The sequence below is a fragment of the Enterococcus sp. AZ063 genome (assembly GCF_051715045.1).
Taxonomy (GTDB): domain Bacteria; phylum Bacillota; class Bacilli; order Lactobacillales; family Enterococcaceae; genus Enterococcus_D; species Enterococcus_D casseliflavus.
Genome location: NZ_JBIOTA010000001.1, coordinates 293739 through 309691 on the forward strand (window position 1 = coordinate 293739; position 15953 = coordinate 309691).

Below are 15953 nucleotides of genomic sequence, written 5' to 3' on the forward strand. Positions count from 1 at the left end.
AGTCGGTAGTGGTGGCTAAGGCCACTAGAGCGAACAACTGCGGAACGCCAGCACAAAAAAAGAACCAAACTCACCGATCATTGAGCGACACCCATAAGTCAGCGTTTGCTCTAACTTATGGGGAGCGCCTCAAAAAGACGAGTTGGTTCTTTTTCGATTAGGTTTCTGGTGGTTGATCCATGAGTTGACGTTGGTCGTCTAAAACTTGCTTTTTGGCTACTTGTTTCTGGTAAAACCAATCAAACAGGATAAACAATGCGATGCAGCCGAAGAACAAGCAAACACCGATAACAAAGCCTTGCGGCAAGAAGGACAGTTCCAAGTGATGGGTGCCACTTGGGATCGTCACACTGATAAAGCCGTCTTGAAAGGCGGTGATTGGAACTTCTTTGCCGTCAAGCGTAGCAGTCCAGCCCTTGTCATAAGGGATGGTCGTTACAAGCTGCTGCTCTTTTTCAGTCGTGATATCGGCTTTGGCACTGCGTTTGCCGACCGTCATAGCGACCCCTCGATCTTGGATCGCATCAATTGCTTGTTGGTAAGCGTTGGTATCCAAGGTCACGACTTGCGGGTTTTGGAAGGAGATTTCAGGCGTTCCGTAGAAGCTGACGGTGAATTGAACCGTCGTATCGGTCTCATAGTGCCCTAAGTCGTAGTATTGACCGTTGATACTGATTTGCGTTTCTCGCTGCTGACCGTTGACTGTCACGGTGGCAGATGAGCTTTCCAATTCCCCAAAGTTGGCAGGGAAAAGACTCAAGTATGCTTGCGAGTTCGCTGGAACCTCCACTTGCCAAGTCACTTCTTTTGCGACATTGCTTTCTTGCTCGGTAAATTTCATATACATGCCGTCATTGGTGATATCTGTATTTTTACTATGGATCACCGTGATCGGCTGAAAGGCAAAATACTCTAAATTTAAATCGGCCAAGCCATTGAAAAGATTTTTCTGGCTCGTCAAGTTGTCATTTTGCGGCTGTTCAATCGATTCAATGGTTGGTTCAGCCAAGAAACCTAGCGGTAACGCATTTTGATTCTCATAAAGCTTGTATTCACCAGATTCCCCGACACGTTGAAAGCCGTATTTGGTGAGATTTGGCTTGGAGATATTGTATTTGATCCCTGTAAAAGCATCCATCAGCAAGGTATTATTCGGATAGCGGATATTTAAATTGGTGCCGCGGGACCGAAAGCCCAGCTTATCCAGGTAGCTTGAGGAATTGCGGTTACGGATCGAAGAAAACATGCTGACACCGCTGTAGCCATAATTGATACTGTCGTTGGAAGAAACAGGATCAAGGTTTTCTAATCGGAAAAAGGTATCATTGTCTTCGTTGGCTTGAGTGACTAGTTTTTTGATGTCCGGATAAGGTTCTGTATACAAACTACGAGAAGCATAGTTCCAATCATTCAAAATTCCGCGAACCATACCGCTCGTATTGACGGCCATTTCTCCGCAGACGAAGATCAGCATCAAGATCGTCACTCGTTTTTGTGTTAAAAGACCTAATTGCCCGAACCCAATACATAACAAGTAAAGAACAAAGAATACGATCGTTAGCGCAAAAGAAGTAGCGGAAACATATTCATAGGTTCCAGGTCCTTTCAATGCGTAGGAGAGGGCAAACACCACGATCGTAGAAAGACCAATAATGAGAAACAAGCCGCGATCTTTTTGCTGCAGCTGCTCCCACCCGTATCCCGCCAGCATGATCACTAAGAAGGAGAACAAATAGGCATAACGGAAAAGGAACATATTTGGGGCATGCATCCCGTGCCAAAAAAGATTCATCGGCACGATATAAAAACTGGCGATCAAAACAGCAAACATGCCAGCGTATAAGAATTTATCCTTCAAGCGGATTTTCTTCGAAACAAAATATAAAATACACAACAGCAACGGCAATAAACCGATATAGATGAAGGGAATGGAGCCGTATTTTGTCGTATCGTAAACACCGATCATGTTTTTCATCACGAGGTCAAAGACATCGGTGGCTTCGGTTTTAAAGGAAGAAATCGTTGTTAATTCTTCCCCGTTTGAGCGCAAATCCAATAAGGCAGGTAAGATGATCACCATTGAGGCGCCGCCAGCTAACAAGGAGGTGATGCCGTAAGGAATGATCGCCCCCCGAGCTTGCTTCCAGTTGCGCCCCAACTGAACCAAGAAATACATTACGGAAAAGAGACCGATCATAAAGCCCATGTAAAAACTGGATAAAAATAACAGCAGATAACTGATAAATAACACGACTGGTTTTTTCTTTTTCACTAAACGGTCAATACCTAAAATCACTAGCGGTAGATAGATCATGGCATCAAGCCACATGATCAGTTCCGAATGGGCGGTGATGAAGGACATCAAGGCATAACAGACGGCTAAGGTCACATGCTGCCAACGTTGGATCTTAAAGGTTTGGCTGGCATAAAACCAAAACGCCAAGCCCGCACTGCCGATCTTGATCAAGGTCAAGAAGTACAACGCATCTGGCATCAGCTGATTTGGGAAAAACAAGACCAGAGGAGTGAAGATCCCGCCTAAGTAATAGGAGATCAGTGCCAGATAATTCAAGCCTAAAGAGGCATTCCATGTATAAAAGATACTTTGCTTGCCTAAGAGCATATTGCGAAAGCTGGCATGAAAGTTTGAGAATTGCGAAAAGGCATCACTGGCTAAGACACTGCGGCTGCTGCCAGGGTAGATGCCGATGGTCAAATAGATCACTGCCATGATAAGAAACGGCAAGAAGAAACTAGCAAGCATATAAGGCCAATGTTGTTTGGCAAATGTTTTTATTTTCGTCACAAGAAGTCACCTGTTCTTTATCAATTTTTTCTTAGTTTACCACAGGTGAATCGATTAAAAAAACAAAGACCTGTTTTCTTTAATGAAAACCTAAGTGAAAGCGCACCAAAGAAAAAAGGGTACAAAAAAAGCCGTTCAAAACGAACGGCCGAAAAGGTCTAATTATACGCGCTCAACTTTTCCAGATTTCAAAGCACGAGTTGACACCCAAACTTTTTTAGGTTTTCCGTCAATCATAACGCGAACTTTTTGCAAGTTAGGTTTCACAGTACGTTTTGTCGCATTCATTGCGTGAGAACGATTGTTTCCACTTGCAGTTTTACGTCCAGTAAAGTAACAAACTTTAGCCATGTGGTTATTTCCTCCTTTGCCTTGATGTTGGAGCGCTATTTCAGCTCATACCATCTGAATTTATCACAGAAAGGTGAAAAAAGCAAGAGTAATTTTCAAGAAACATTGACTTTTCCCAGTAAACATTGTAAATTAAACAAGGTCGAAATGCAAGACGTTTGGTCAGAAAGCCCCTTTTCATATGTCTCATCCTTTTATTTGCGGTACAGCTATGATAAAATATGTAAGAAGAAAGATGGGTCATGCCCATTGAAGGAGGCTATAAAATGGCTGTAAAAATTCAAACCTCATCAGGTATTATTGAAATCAGCAATGAAGTCATTGCAACAGTGGTCGGAGGCGCAGCAACAGATGTGTTCGGCATTGTTGGTATGGCTAGCAAGAAACAAATCAAAGATAACATCAATGAAATTTTACGAAAAGAAAATTATTCTCGCGGTGTCGTTGTCCGCCAAGAAGAAAACGGCATTGCAGTGGATGTATACACGATTGTTAGCTATGGAACAAAAATTTCCGAAGTTTCCCGCAACGTGCAGGAAAAAGTGAAATACAACTTAGAAACGATGCTAGGTGTATCTGCGAACTCGGTAAATGTATTTGTTCAAGGCGTACGTGTACTGCCAGATTAGGCAAGGGATCCGTTCATGGCGGATGATTTTAAGGAGGACTATCTAAGTGAAGGTAACGAATATCAGCGCAAGTCAGTTTCAAGAAATGGTGCAGGCAGGCGCGGCTCGTCTACAAGTTAATGCAGAGTTTGTCAACTCATTGAATGTGTTTCCTGTTCCAGATGGAGACACCGGGACAAACATGAATCTATCCATGACCAGTGGAGCAAAAGCTGTCGCAGATGCGACTTCAGAAAACGTCGGCGATCTTGCCGCTACACTTTCAAAAGGACTATTGATGGGCGCACGTGGGAATTCCGGCGTCATTTTGTCTCAATTATTCCGCGGTTTTTCTAAAGCTATCCCGACCGCAGAAACACTCACTGCACCAGAATTGGCTCAAGCCTTTACTCATGGAGTAGAAACCGCCTATAAAGCAGTCATGAAGCCTGTGGAAGGAACCATCTTGACTGTGGCACGCATCTCAGCTGAATATGGCGAGAAAAAAGCACAAACTACCGATGATTGTATCGAAGTGATGAAAGCCGTGGTTCACGGCGCAAAACGTTCATTGGCGAAAACCCCTGATCTATTGCCCGTCTTAAAAGAAGTCGGCGTGGTAGATAGCGGCGGTCAAGGATTGTTGTTTATCTATGAAGGCTTCTTAAATGCATTGACTGGGGAATACCCAGCCGATGAAATCTTCGAACCTTCCCCAGCGGCTATGGACGAAATGGTCAATGCCGAACATCATCGCAGCGTTCAAGGGCACTTAGCGACAGAAGACATCACCTTTGGTTACTGTACAGAAATCATGGTGAAGATCGGTGAAGGTCCGACTGTAGATAGTGAATTTGATTATGAAACATTCCGTAATTACTTAAACGAGTTAGGGGATTCCTTATTAGTGGTCAACGACGATGAGATCATCAAAGTCCATGTCCATACGGAACATCCTGGCGAAGTCATGAATTATGGTCAAAAATTCGGCTCATTGGTGAAAATCAAAGTTGACAACATGCGTCTTCAGCATGAAACGATTTTGGAACACGACCAGCAAGGTGCAAAACCTGCACCAGTGAAACGTCCACGGACACCATTTGCGATCATCGCGATCGCGGCTGGCGAAGGCTTGAAAGAATTGTTCACTAGCCTGGGTGCTTCATATGTCATCAGTGGCGGCCAAACGATGAATCCAAGTACGGAAGACATTTTGTTGGCGATCAATGAAGTTAATGCCGACCAAGTGATCGTTCTACCAAATAACAAAAACATCTTTATGGCTGCACAGCAAGCAGCGGAAGTTTCCGAGATTCCAGTAGCGGTTGTTGAAACACGAACGATCTCACAAGGGATGACAGCGATGCTGGCATTCCACGAGCAATCCACACTAGCTGAAAATCAGCAAGCTATGACCGATGTCTTAGCAAGTGTTGTCAGCGGATCAGTGACTCATGCGATCCGTAATACATCAATTGATGGCATCGAAATCACAGAAGGCGACTTCTTAGGAATGGTCGACGGCAAAATCGTTGTTTCTGTTCCTGATCGTTTCTCTGCTTCCATGACTACCTTAGAAAAAATGATCACAGAAGATACTGAGATCGTCACCATCATTATCGGTGAAGAAGGCAAAGCCAAAGAAGCAGCGAAAATTGAAGAAGCGATCGTTGAGCTGCATCCTGAGATCGAAGTAGAGATCCATCAAGGCGATCAGCCAGTTTATCCGTATCTTTTCTCAGCAGAATAAACAAATTAGGCGGCGGGGGCAAAAATCGTAGATGATTTTTGGCTCCGTCTTTTTCTATGAATGCAGGAATCTCTGCAATAAACAAAATTACTTTGGAAAAGGAGGGTACCTATGCTGAATCAGCCACTTACGGTATTAAAGGGTGTCGGAGAAAAACGCGCCCAAGACTTGGCGAGTTTAGGGATCGAAACCATTGAAGACCTGCTGAAGTATTATCCGTTTCGTTATGAAGACATTCAAGAACGGCAATTAGCGGAGATTCAAGACCAAGAAAAAGTAACGATCAAGGGGATCGTCGTTTCCCCGCCGGTCGTCAATCGCTTTGGCTATAAGAAAAGTCGGTTGCAATTTCGCATGATGCAAGACCACGATGTCTTTAATGTCTCCTTTTTCAATCAGCCTTATTTGAAGGATAAAGTAGAGGTCTCAGAAGAGATCGCCGTCTATGGCAAATGGGACGCCAAACGCAAAGGACTGACGGGGATGAAAATTCTCGGCAGCAAGAGCGCAGAAGACTTTGCCCCCATTTATCATGTCAATAAAGCCGTGCGTCAAAGTGTGTTGATCGAACTGATCAAACAGGCATTCCTTGATTTTGGTGATCAGATCACAGAGATCTTGCCTTTGTCATTGATCGAAAAATATCGCTTGTTGGATCGGAAATCCGCGATGTTTGCGATGCACTTTCCAAAAGATCCGCAAGAGAGTCATCAAGCGAAGCGTCGGGTGATTTTTGAAGAGTTCTTTTTGTTCCAAATGCAGATCCAAGGACTGAAGAAAAGCGAAAAAGCCGAGAAAAACGGCTTGGCGATCGATTATGATGTGCAACGCTTGAAAGAGTTTACTCGTAAACTGCCCTTTGAATTGACGAATGCGCAAAAGCGCGTGACCAATGAAATCTGCCATGACCTGAAAAGTCCGCAGCACATGCAGCGACTCTTGCAAGGAGACGTAGGAAGCGGGAAAACAGTCGTGGCGGCGATCGCCCTCTATGCCACGATGACGGCTGGCTTTCAGGGCGCACTGATGGTGCCGACTGAGATTTTGGCTCAGCAGCACCTAGAAAGCTTGAATCAGCTCTTTGACCCCTTAGAAGTGACCACCGCTCTTTTGACAGGCTCGACCAAACCAAAAGAACGGCGGGTCATCTTAGAACAATTAGCAGCTGGGGAGATCGACATCATCGTTGGGACCCATGCGCTGATTCAAGAAGGGGTGGATTTTGCACATCTAGGCTTAGTCATCACCGATGAACAACACCGTTTTGGGGTCAATCAGCGAAAAGTCTTACGAGAAAAAGGCTATCTGCCTGATGTGCTCTTTATGACCGCCACACCGATCCCTCGTACGTTAGCGATCACGGCTTATGGCGAAATGGATGTTTCGGTGATCGATGAAATGCCAGCAGGACGGATTCCTGTAGAGACTCGCTGGGTCCGTCCGCCGCAGTTTGAATCGATCTTAGAGTGGGCGCAAAAAGAATTGGCACAAGGGCATCAGATGTATGTCATCTGTCCTTTGATCGAAGAATCCGAAATGCTGGATGTCAAGAATGCCACGGAGATTTATGAGCAGCTGCAAAGTTACTTTTCTCCTACTTATCAAGTGGGGATGCTGCATGGGAAAATGAAGAATCAAGAAAAAGACAGCATCATGGAAGCTTTCAAAGAAAATCAACTGCAGATCTTGGTTTCCACGACGGTCATCGAAGTAGGGGTCAATGTCCCCAATGCGACAGTGATGCTGATCATTGACGCCGATCGCTTCGGGTTAGCCCAGCTTCATCAATTGCGTGGACGGGTAGGGCGCGGTGCCGATGCTTCTTACTGTATATTGATCGCAAACCCGAAGAATGAAACAGGGGTCGAGCGAATGAAGATCATGACAGAAACCACCAACGGCTTTGTAGTCAGCGAAAAAGATTTGCAGTTGCGAGGACCAGGAGAAGTCTTCGGCAATCGACAATCGGGCTTGCCAGAGTTTGCGGCTGCCGATTTGGTCGCAGATGCCCATATTCTAGAAGTGGCACAAGTCGAAGCTGCCCAGCTTTGGCAAAAAAATGGCTGGCAGCTGTTGCCAGAATTTTCGGCATTGGCAAACTATTTAGCAGCAAAAAAAGCAGACAAACAATTTTTTGATTAAAGAATATGCTATACTGATTGGGAAAATGAAGGGAGTGGCAGCGAGATGCGGATTGCTGTTGATGCAATGGGCGGAGACAACGCCCCAAAAGCGATCGTAGAAGGAGTCATGCTGGCAAAAAAAGACTTTCCAGAGATTGAATTCCTCCTTTACGGAAAAGAAAATGAAATCAAAAAATACATGACGGATGATAAAAATGTCACCATTATCCACACGGATGAAAAAATCAATAGTGATGATGAGCCTGTCAAAGCGATCAGACGAAAAAAAACCGCCTCAATGGTCTTGGCAGCACAAGCGGTCAAAAATGGTGAGGCAGATGCGATTTTTTCAGCTGGAAATACTGGGGCCTTATTAGCGGCTGGTTTGTTTATCGTCGGTCGGATCAAAGGGATCGACCGTCCCGGATTGATGTCCACGATGCCAGTGATCGGCAAAGATGCTGGCTTTGATATGCTGGATCTAGGTGCCAATGCCGACAATAAACCAGAACATTTGGCAAACTATGCCGTCTTAGGGTCCTTTTATGCCCAAAAAGTTCGCGGGATCAATCGACCACGGGTCGGCTTGTTAAATAACGGAACGGAAGAAACCAAAGGCAGTGAATTAACGAAAAAAGCCTTTGAACTGCTTTCGCAAGACCCGACGATCCACTTTATCGGCAATGTCGAGGCTCGGGAATTATTGGATGGTGCAGCTGACGTCGTCGTGACAGATGGCTTTACTGGAAATGCTGTTTTGAAATCGATCGAAGGAACCGCCTTGAATTTGATGGCGCTGTTGAAACAATCGATTCTCGATTCTGGTGCCAAAGGGAAATTAGGCGCATTATTATTAAAAGATGCGTTGCGGAAAGTGAAAAATGAAATGGATTATGCGAAACACGGCGGTGCCGTATTGTTTGGTTTGAAAGCACCAGTCATCAAAACCCATGGTGCGACAGGACCAGAAGCGGTGGCGTACACCATCAAGCAGATCCATACGATGTTAGCGACAGATGTCGTGGCACAATTGGTCGCCCATTTTGAAGAAATGCCGACTGACAAAGACGAAACGCAATCATAATGCAATGATTGTAATGAAATTGCAAAAATATCTAGACAAAAAGCATAGAAAGCAGTACAATGTTTGTTAGCCATTCTATGTTTTGTGCAAACGCGTGGAGGTGAAGCCAGTTGACACGAGATGAAGTATTCAAGAAAGTTGCGGTCGTGATCGCCAATCATTTTGAAATTGACGCAGAGAACGTAACGGATACGATGAGCATTAAAGACGACTTGAACGCTGATTCGATCAGTGTGATGGAATTCGTCCTTGAACTAGAAGATGAATTTGGTACCGAGATTTCTGATGAAGATGCCGAGCAGATCGAAACAGTCGGTGGAGCGGTTGATTATATTTCAAGCCATCTTGCTTAAGACAGACATAAGAGCTAAGTCCTAGATGACTTAGCTCTTTCTTTCTCATAATTGATCCGCAGTGATTTTGAGCGGCTTTTCTTTGGTAGTGAAATCTAAAAAACGGTCGTTAAACCTGACATGACGGCGTTGAAAGCATAATGTAAATTTTCTGAAAATTCAGTGTATTAACTTTTCTGGGACTTGCATTATTGGTGGCATTTCTATATAATTATTAAGAATATATTATACAATGTTAAGAAAGCTTTTGGAAATGAAATGCATGTTCCTTCTTTTTTTACATTAAATTGCAAGACATCTTAGAAAGTAGAGAGGGGTATTCGATTGTCCAGAGATAATCAATTACTAGATGTTCAAAACCTTCACACAGGTTTTCGTATTAAAGACGATTACTATGACGCAGTAGATGGTATTTCTTTTACACTGGATCGCAATGAGATCTTAGCGATCGTAGGAGAATCTGGTTGCGGCAAGAGTACGTTAGCTACAACGATCATGGGGCTGCATGACCCAAACAACACGAAAATCACTGGAGAAATCTTATATAAAGATTTAAACTTGTCAAACTTAAACGAAACGCTGTACAACAAAATTCGCGGAAATGATATTGGGATGATTTTCCAAGATCCATTGTCTGCACTGAATCCTTTGATGCGGATCGAAGATCAAATCAAAGAAGGGTTATCCTACCATACGGATATGACCGCCGAACAGCGTCAAGCACGAGCATTAGAATTATTAGAACAAGTGGGGATTCCCAATCCACCGCGAGTAGGACGTCAATACCCTCATGAATTGTCTGGTGGGATGCGTCAGCGGGTCATCATTGCGATCGCGATTGCTTGTAAACCACCAATCATTATTGCCGATGAACCAACGACCGCGTTGGATGTGACGATCCAAGCACAGATCCTTGATCTACTAAAAGATTTGCAAGAAGAAACACAGACGGGGATCATTTTGATCACCCACGATTTAGGTGTCGTAGCAGAGATGGCCGACCGAGTAGCCGTGATGTACGGGGGTCAGTTTGTGGAAGTCGCAACAGCCGAAGAGTTGTTTGCCAATCCGAAACATCCATACACCCGCTCATTGCTTAACTCGATCCCTCAAGAAAATTCACAAGACAGTGAACTGCACGTGATCGAAGGCGTAGTTCCTTCATTGAAAAATATGCCACGGACGGGTTGTCGGTTTGCCGCACGGATTCCTTGGATTCCTGAAAGCGACCACGAAGCAAACCCAGTCTTGCATGAAGTAGCACCTGATCATTTGGTCCGTTGCACATGCTACAAGCATTTTCATTTTAGAGACGAAGAAGGAGAAGTGTAGATGACAGAATTAATTACAATTAAAGATCTGAAAGTCCACTATCCTATTCGCAGCGGATTTTTCAACCGCGTCACAGACCATGTGTATGCCGTTGACGGTGTGGACTTCATCATAGAAAAAGGAAAAACCTACGGATTGGTTGGTGAGTCTGGTTCTGGTAAATCCACGACGGGGAAAGCCATCGTTGGATTAGAAAAAATCACCAGTGGCGAAATCATTTATGACGGGCAAGACGTGACCAAACGTTCCATCCGCAAAAAAATGAACTACAACAAAGATGTCCAAATGATTTTCCAAGATTCAATGTCCAGCTTGAATCCTAAAAAACGCGTGGTAGACATTATCGCCGAACCATTACGCAACTTTGAACGCTTAAGCGATCAAGAAGAGAAAAAACGAGTGAAAAGCCTTCTGGATATCGTTGGGATGCCAGAAGATGCCCTATACAAATATCCTCACGAGTTCTCTGGTGGACAACGTCAGCGGTTAGGGGTTGCCCGCGCGGTAGCATCCAATCCCAAACTGATCGTCGCCGATGAGCCGGTTTCAGCCCTTGACTTATCCGTTCAAGCGCAGGTACTGAACTTTATGAAACGGATCCAGCAAGAATTTGGCTTAAGTTTCTTATTCATCTCTCATGACTTAGGGGTCGTAAAACACATGTGTGACAATATCGCCATCATGTACAAAGGCCGCTTCGTTGAGATTGGGACACGGGAAGACATCTATCAAGACCCGCGTCACATCTATACAAAACGTTTATTATCAGCGATTCCTCAAATCGACGTAAAAAATCGCGATGCTCACAAAGAAAACCGCCGCAAGGTCGAGTTGGAATATGTGACCCATCAAAAAGATTACTACGACGAAACTGGCAGAGTGTATGACTTGCGTAAAATCACCGAGTCGCACCAAGTCGCATTGAAAAACGGGGGTGCTGAATAATGTGGAAAACAATTCTACGTCGTTTGTTGTTGATGATCCCGCAAGTCATTATTTTGAGTATCTTGATTTTCTTGATCGCACAAGCAATGCCTGGGGATCCATTTACCGGTTTGATCAATCCAAACCAAGATCCAGCTGTTATTGAGCGGATGCGTGAAGCCGCTGGTTTGAATGACCCATGGTATACCCAGTATTTCCGTTGGATCGGAAATGCCTTAAAAGGGGACTTTGGTCAAAGTTTCATCTTTAAATTACCTGTTTCAACGTTATTAGCAGGACGTATCAGCAATACATTGTGGTTATCTTTATTGACGGTCATTTTGACTTACGTGATTGCCATTCCTTTAGGGATGTGGGCAGGACGTTACCAAAATTCATTGCTTGATAAAGTCGTCGTTGTTTACAACTTCTTCAGTTTCGCCGTACCGTTGTTTATCTTTGCGTTGATCGCATTGTTCATCTTCGGTTACCGATTGGCTTGGTTCCCAACGGGTGGTTCCGTTGCACCGGGGGTCAGTGGCATGGCTGAGTTTTGGAGTCGCTTGTATCACCTACTATTACCGGCGATCACTTCTGCATTATTAGGAACAGCAGTGACGATCCAATACTTGCGAAGTGAAGTCATTGATTCGAAATCATTGGATTTCGTTCGTACCGCTCGTTCAAAAGGGGTACCAACGAATAAAGTCTTCTCACGTCACGTTTTCCGTAATGCATCGTTGCCGATCGCATCACAAATGGGCTACGAGATCACTTCATTGATCGCAGGTTCTGTGGTCATTGAGAAAATCTTCGCTTACCCAGGTGTCGGAAAACTGTTTATCGATAGTATCGTCCAACGGGACTATGCCGTGATCACTTCACTGACATTGATCTTAGGACTAGCGACCTTGATCGGTACGCTACTATCAGATATCATCATGAGTATTGTCGATCCAAGAATCAGAATCCAGTAATAGGAGGGGATAAATGTGTCTGAAAAGAAAGAAAAAGTACTAAAACAAGAGAGCATCCCGCCTATGGGATTAAAAATGATTTTTCGCGAATTCTTAAAAGATAAAATGGCGATCTTTTCATTAGTTTTGTTAGTCGCAGTTTTATTGTTCGTGTTTATCGGCTCAGCAGTTATCGACCAATCACAAGTGATGCGTGTCAGCATCCTTGATAAATACGCTGTACCCGGCGCGATTTCGCCAAACGGCGGCACCTACCTTTTAGGGGCGGATGAAGGTGGCCGTGATGTTTGGGGACAATTGATCATCGGTGCGCGTAACTCAATCTTGATTGGTTTTTCAATCACGATCATTACGTCGATCGTTGGGGTCGGACTAGGGATCATCTCAGGTTACTATGGTGGCATCATTGATAACATTTTGATGCGTATCGTTGACTTCGTTATGATTTTGCCGATCATGTTGATCATTATCGTTATCGTATCGATCGTACCTCGTTACAACGTTTGGACCTTTATATGGGTCATGAGTGCCTTTTACTGGGTCGGAAAAGCAAGGCTCTTCCGAAGTAAGACCCTTTCAGAAGGCCGTCGCGACTATGTTAGTGCATCGAAAACCCTCGGAACCAATGACTTCGTCATCATGTTCCGCGAAATTATGCCGAACCTTAGCTCATTGATCATCACCAACTTAACAATGAACTTTGCAGCGAATATCGGTATTGAAACGACACTAACATTCTTAGGTTTTGGTCTGCCGACCAATGTTCCAAGTTTGGGAACACTGATCGGATATGCCAGCAGCGGTGATGTGCTGGTCAACAGACAGTGGATCTGGTTACCCGCATCAATTCTAATTTTAGTCTTGATGTTGAGTATCAATTACGTTGGTCAAGCATTTAAGCGTTCAGCGGATGCGCGTCAACGACTAGGATAAACAAGGAGGATACAGGATGAAGAAAAATATTTTTGGTATGGTCACTCTTTTGTCAGTGTTAGCATTGGCAGCTTGTGGCAGCAACGGCGGCGGAACCGATTCTTCTGGTGGCGGTAATGCAGCGACAGAAACAGAAGATATCAGCACAATGCCAGTCGAAGTCAGCAATGATGAAGAAGCAATCGAAGGCGGTACATTGGATGTTGCAGTAGTGATGGATACGCAGTTCCAAGGGTTATTCGTACCTGAGTTTTATCAAGACAGTTATGACAGTTATTTCATGGAACCAAGTAATGAAACATTGTTCTTATACGATTCTGACTTCAAAATCGTTGACGGCGGTGCAGCAAATCTTGAGTTAGATGAAGACAACAACACAGCAACGATCACATTACGTGATAACTTGAAATGGTCAGATGGCGAAGATGTTACCGCTGATGACGTGATCTTCTCTTATGAAGTAATCGGTCATAAAGATTACACAGGTATCCGTTATGATAACAACTTTACCAATATCGTTGGTATGGAAGATTACCATGATGGCAAAGCTGATACTATTTCTGGTATCACCAAAGAAAGTGACAAAGTCGTTAAAATCCAATACAAAGAAGTTCACCCAGGTATGTTGCAAGCTGGTGGCGGAGTGTATGAATCTGCTTTACCGAAACATGCATTTGAAGGTATCGAAGTCAAAGATATGGAATCAAGCGATCCAGTTCGTAAAAATCCAGTTGTCTTTGGTCCTTATGTAATGTCAAATATCGTTGCGGGAGAGTCTGTTGAATACGTACCGAATGAGTACTACTACGGCGGCGCACCTAAAATGGATAAATTGTCATTTAAAGCTGTTCCTTCAGCATCAATCGTAGAAGGATTGAATGCAAAACAATATGACGTTGTTTATTCAATGCCAACAGATACGTATCCAACCTACAAAGATGTAGATGGCTACCAAATCTTAGGTCGTCCTGAACAAGCATACACTTACCTAGGCTTTAAATTAGGTACTTGGAATGAAGAAGAAAACAAAGTAAACTACAACCCTGAGTCTAAAATGGCGGATAAAGCATTGCGTCAAGCAATGGGTTACGCAATCGATAACGATGCTGTCGGAAGCCGTTTCTACAATGGCTTGCGTTCAAATGCAACGACATTGATCCCACCAGTATTCGGCACACTGCACAACACCGAAGTAGAAGGCTACACATTGAACATCGACAAAGCAAATCAATTGCTTGATGATGCTGGCTACAAAGATGTCGATGGCGACGGCATGCGTGAAGACAAAAATGGTGAGAAATTAACCATCAACTTTGCTTCAATGTCAGGTGGCGAAACGGCTCAACCATTGTCTGATTACTACATCCAACAATGGAATGAAATCGGACTTGATGTACAATACACAACTGGTCGCTTGATCGACTTCCAAGCTTTCTATGACAAGCTGAAAAACGATGATCCTGAGATCGATGTCTTCCAAGCAGCATGGGGAACTGGTTCAGATCCTTCTCCAAGCGGACTTTACGGCCCGAACGCAGCATTCAACTACACTCGTTTTGAATCTGAAGAAAATACAAAACTTCTAGATGCAATCGACTCAAAAGATTCATTTGATGATGCAAAACGTAAAGAAGCATTTGATGCTTGGCAAGAGTATGCAGCAAACGAAGCGTTTGTTATCCCTACTCTTTACAGAAACCAAGTAATGCCTGTTTCAAACCGTGTCAAAGACTTCTCATGGGCTTATGACATTGACCACAACAGATGGGCAACAGTTTCAGTTACAGCTGAATCTCGTTAATCAATGATCGATGAAAAGACGTCCTTTCCAGGACGTCTTTTTTTCCTGTTTTTTTGCGGGTATCTGAGGAAAACAGGCTTTTTTATCCAGGAGAAGATTAAGTAAATAAAATTTTATTACAGTCTTTCCAAGAATTTGGAGGAAACATTTCATAATTCGGCAAAAACCAGTATAATAGGGAAGTGTCGATAAACTAATGAAGGAATGTGACAAATGAATACACAATTAACGAAAGAACTAAAAGAAAAGTTTGATATTGTGTTCCATGATGTAGATCTGCTTGAACAAGCGTTTACGCATTCATCTTATGTGAATGAGCACCGCAACTTGCACTTGTCAGATAACGAACGTTTAGAGTTTTTGGGCGATGCTGTCTTAGAGTTGATCGTTTCACGGTATTTGTATCGTGAATTGCCAGATCTGCCCGAAGGTAAGCTGACGAAGCTACGGGCGGCAATCGTTCGCGAAGACAGTTTATCCATGTTTGCCAAAGATTGCCGATTCGATGAATACATTCGTCTAGGCAAAGGGGAAGAAAACTCTGGCGGTCGTAAACGACCTTCTTTGCTTTGTGATCTATTTGAAGCCTTTTTAGGTGCGTTATACTTGGACCAAGGACTGGAAAGTGTCAGCGGCTTTTTGACGAAAGTTGTCTTTCCAAAAGTAAAAGCAGGTGCTTTTTCCCATGAGATGGATCACAAGACCCGCTTGCAAGAAGTCTTGCAGCGTGGCGGCGATGTTTCCATCAATTATCGTTTGATCAAAGAAGCAGGCCCCGCCCATGAACGGATTTTTTGGACGGAAGTCTATTGCGATGATACCTTGATCGGAAAAGGACAAGGAAAATCGAAGAAATTATCAGAACAGGACGCCGCTGCGAATGCCTTGGCGGATCTTGAACAGTAAGAGAG

At 43.9% G+C, this 15953-nt stretch carries 13 protein-coding genes; 11 read left to right on the forward strand and 2 right to left on the reverse strand.

The window, feature by feature from the left end; genetic code table 11:
* Nucleotides 1–157 precede the first annotated feature (157 nt).
* On the reverse strand, nucleotides 158–2806 hold the full coding sequence (locus IGK61_RS01420) for a YfhO family protein (protein WP_074535392.1): 2649 nt from the start codon (nucleotides 2804–2806) through the stop codon (nucleotides 158–160).
* A 162-nt stretch (nucleotides 2807–2968) separates the two neighbouring features.
* Nucleotides 2969–3157: a 50S ribosomal protein L28 gene (gene rpmB, locus IGK61_RS01425; RefSeq protein WP_005232504.1), complete on the reverse strand. Its 189-nt coding sequence runs from the start codon at nucleotides 3155–3157 to the stop codon at nucleotides 2969–2971.
* A gap of 266 nt (nucleotides 3158–3423) precedes the next feature.
* On the opposite strand from rpmB, the gene IGK61_RS01430 reads away from it, so the two are divergent.
* From IGK61_RS01430 to rnc, 11 genes are all read left to right on the forward strand, one after another.
* Complete coding sequence (locus IGK61_RS01430) at nucleotides 3424–3786, forward strand: Asp23/Gls24 family envelope stress response protein (RefSeq protein ID WP_005227125.1); 363 nt, start codon at nucleotides 3424–3426, stop codon at nucleotides 3784–3786.
* Nucleotides 3787–3832: 46 nt separating this feature from the next.
* Nucleotides 3833–5515, forward strand: coding sequence for a DAK2 domain-containing protein (locus IGK61_RS01435; protein WP_167826626.1), 1683 nt, complete (start codon nucleotides 3833–3835; stop codon nucleotides 5513–5515).
* 111 nt (nucleotides 5516–5626) lie between these two features.
* Nucleotides 5627–7657, forward strand: a complete 2031-nt coding sequence (recG, locus tag IGK61_RS01440; protein ID WP_015508817.1) for an ATP-dependent DNA helicase RecG — start codon at nucleotides 5627–5629, stop codon at nucleotides 7655–7657.
* Between the two features lie 45 nt (nucleotides 7658–7702).
* Nucleotides 7703–8722, forward strand: coding sequence for a phosphate acyltransferase PlsX (plsX, locus tag IGK61_RS01445; protein ID WP_016609182.1), 1020 nt, complete (start codon nucleotides 7703–7705; stop codon nucleotides 8720–8722).
* Nucleotides 8723–8832: 110 nt separating this feature from the next.
* Nucleotides 8833–9075 (forward strand): acyl carrier protein, encoded by a 243-nt coding sequence (gene acpP / locus IGK61_RS01450; RefSeq protein WP_005227129.1) that lies wholly within the window; start codon nucleotides 8833–8835, stop codon nucleotides 9073–9075.
* A 324-nt stretch (nucleotides 9076–9399) separates the two neighbouring features.
* Entirely contained in the window at nucleotides 9400–10407 is a 1008-nt protein-coding gene (locus tag IGK61_RS01455; RefSeq protein WP_005227130.1) for an ABC transporter ATP-binding protein, read from the forward strand.
* The gene (locus IGK61_RS01460; protein ID WP_074535389.1) at nucleotides 10408–11352 is read left to right on the forward strand and encodes an ABC transporter ATP-binding protein; all 945 of its coding nucleotides are present in this window, start codon (nucleotides 10408–10410) and stop codon (nucleotides 11350–11352) included.
* On the forward strand, nucleotides 11352–12308 hold the full coding sequence (gene opp4B / locus IGK61_RS01465) for an oligopeptide ABC transporter permease (protein WP_005227132.1): 957 nt from the start codon (nucleotides 11352–11354) through the stop codon (nucleotides 12306–12308). Before IGK61_RS01460 ends, opp4B begins: the two co-directional genes overlap by 1 nt.
* A gap of 63 nt (nucleotides 12309–12371) precedes the next feature.
* A complete protein-coding gene (locus tag IGK61_RS01470; protein WP_153883525.1) occupies nucleotides 12372–13241 on the forward strand; it encodes an ABC transporter permease in 870 nt (289 codons plus the stop codon).
* Nucleotides 13242–13257: 16 nt separating this feature from the next.
* On the forward strand, nucleotides 13258–15042 hold the full coding sequence (locus tag IGK61_RS01475) for an oligopeptide ABC transporter substrate-binding protein (protein ID WP_074535388.1): 1785 nt from the start codon (nucleotides 13258–13260) through the stop codon (nucleotides 15040–15042).
* 213 nt (nucleotides 15043–15255) lie between these two features.
* Entirely contained in the window at nucleotides 15256–15948 is a 693-nt protein-coding gene (gene rnc / locus IGK61_RS01480; protein WP_005227136.1) for a ribonuclease III, read from the forward strand.
* Nucleotides 15949–15953 lie beyond the last annotated feature (5 nt).

Excerpts from the sequence above, each read along its gene's own strand:
- rpmB (WP_005232504.1), bottom strand. The coding sequence starts at position 3,157 with ATGGCTAAAGTTTGTTACTTTACTGGACGTAAAACTGCAAGTGGAAAC.
- IGK61_RS01460 (WP_074535389.1), top strand. The coding sequence starts at position 10,408 with ATGACAGAATTAATTACAATTAAAGATCTGAAAGTCCACTATCCTATT.
- opp4B (WP_005227132.1), top strand. The coding sequence starts at position 11,352 with ATGTGGAAAACAATTCTACGTCGTTTGTTGTTGATGATCCCGCAAGTC.
- IGK61_RS01475 (WP_074535388.1), top strand. The coding sequence starts at position 13,258 with ATGAAGAAAAATATTTTTGGTATGGTCACTCTTTTGTCAGTGTTAGCA.
- plsX (WP_016609182.1), top strand. The coding sequence starts at position 7,703 with ATGCGGATTGCTGTTGATGCAATGGGCGGAGACAACGCCCCAAAAGCG.
- recG (WP_015508817.1), top strand. The coding sequence starts at position 5,627 with ATGCTGAATCAGCCACTTACGGTATTAAAGGGTGTCGGAGAAAAACGC.
- IGK61_RS01470 (WP_153883525.1), top strand. The coding sequence starts at position 12,372 with ATGGGATTAAAAATGATTTTTCGCGAATTCTTAAAAGATAAAATGGCG.
- rnc (WP_005227136.1), top strand. The coding sequence starts at position 15,256 with ATGAATACACAATTAACGAAAGAACTAAAAGAAAAGTTTGATATTGTG.
- IGK61_RS01430 (WP_005227125.1), top strand. The coding sequence starts at position 3,424 with ATGGCTGTAAAAATTCAAACCTCATCAGGTATTATTGAAATCAGCAAT.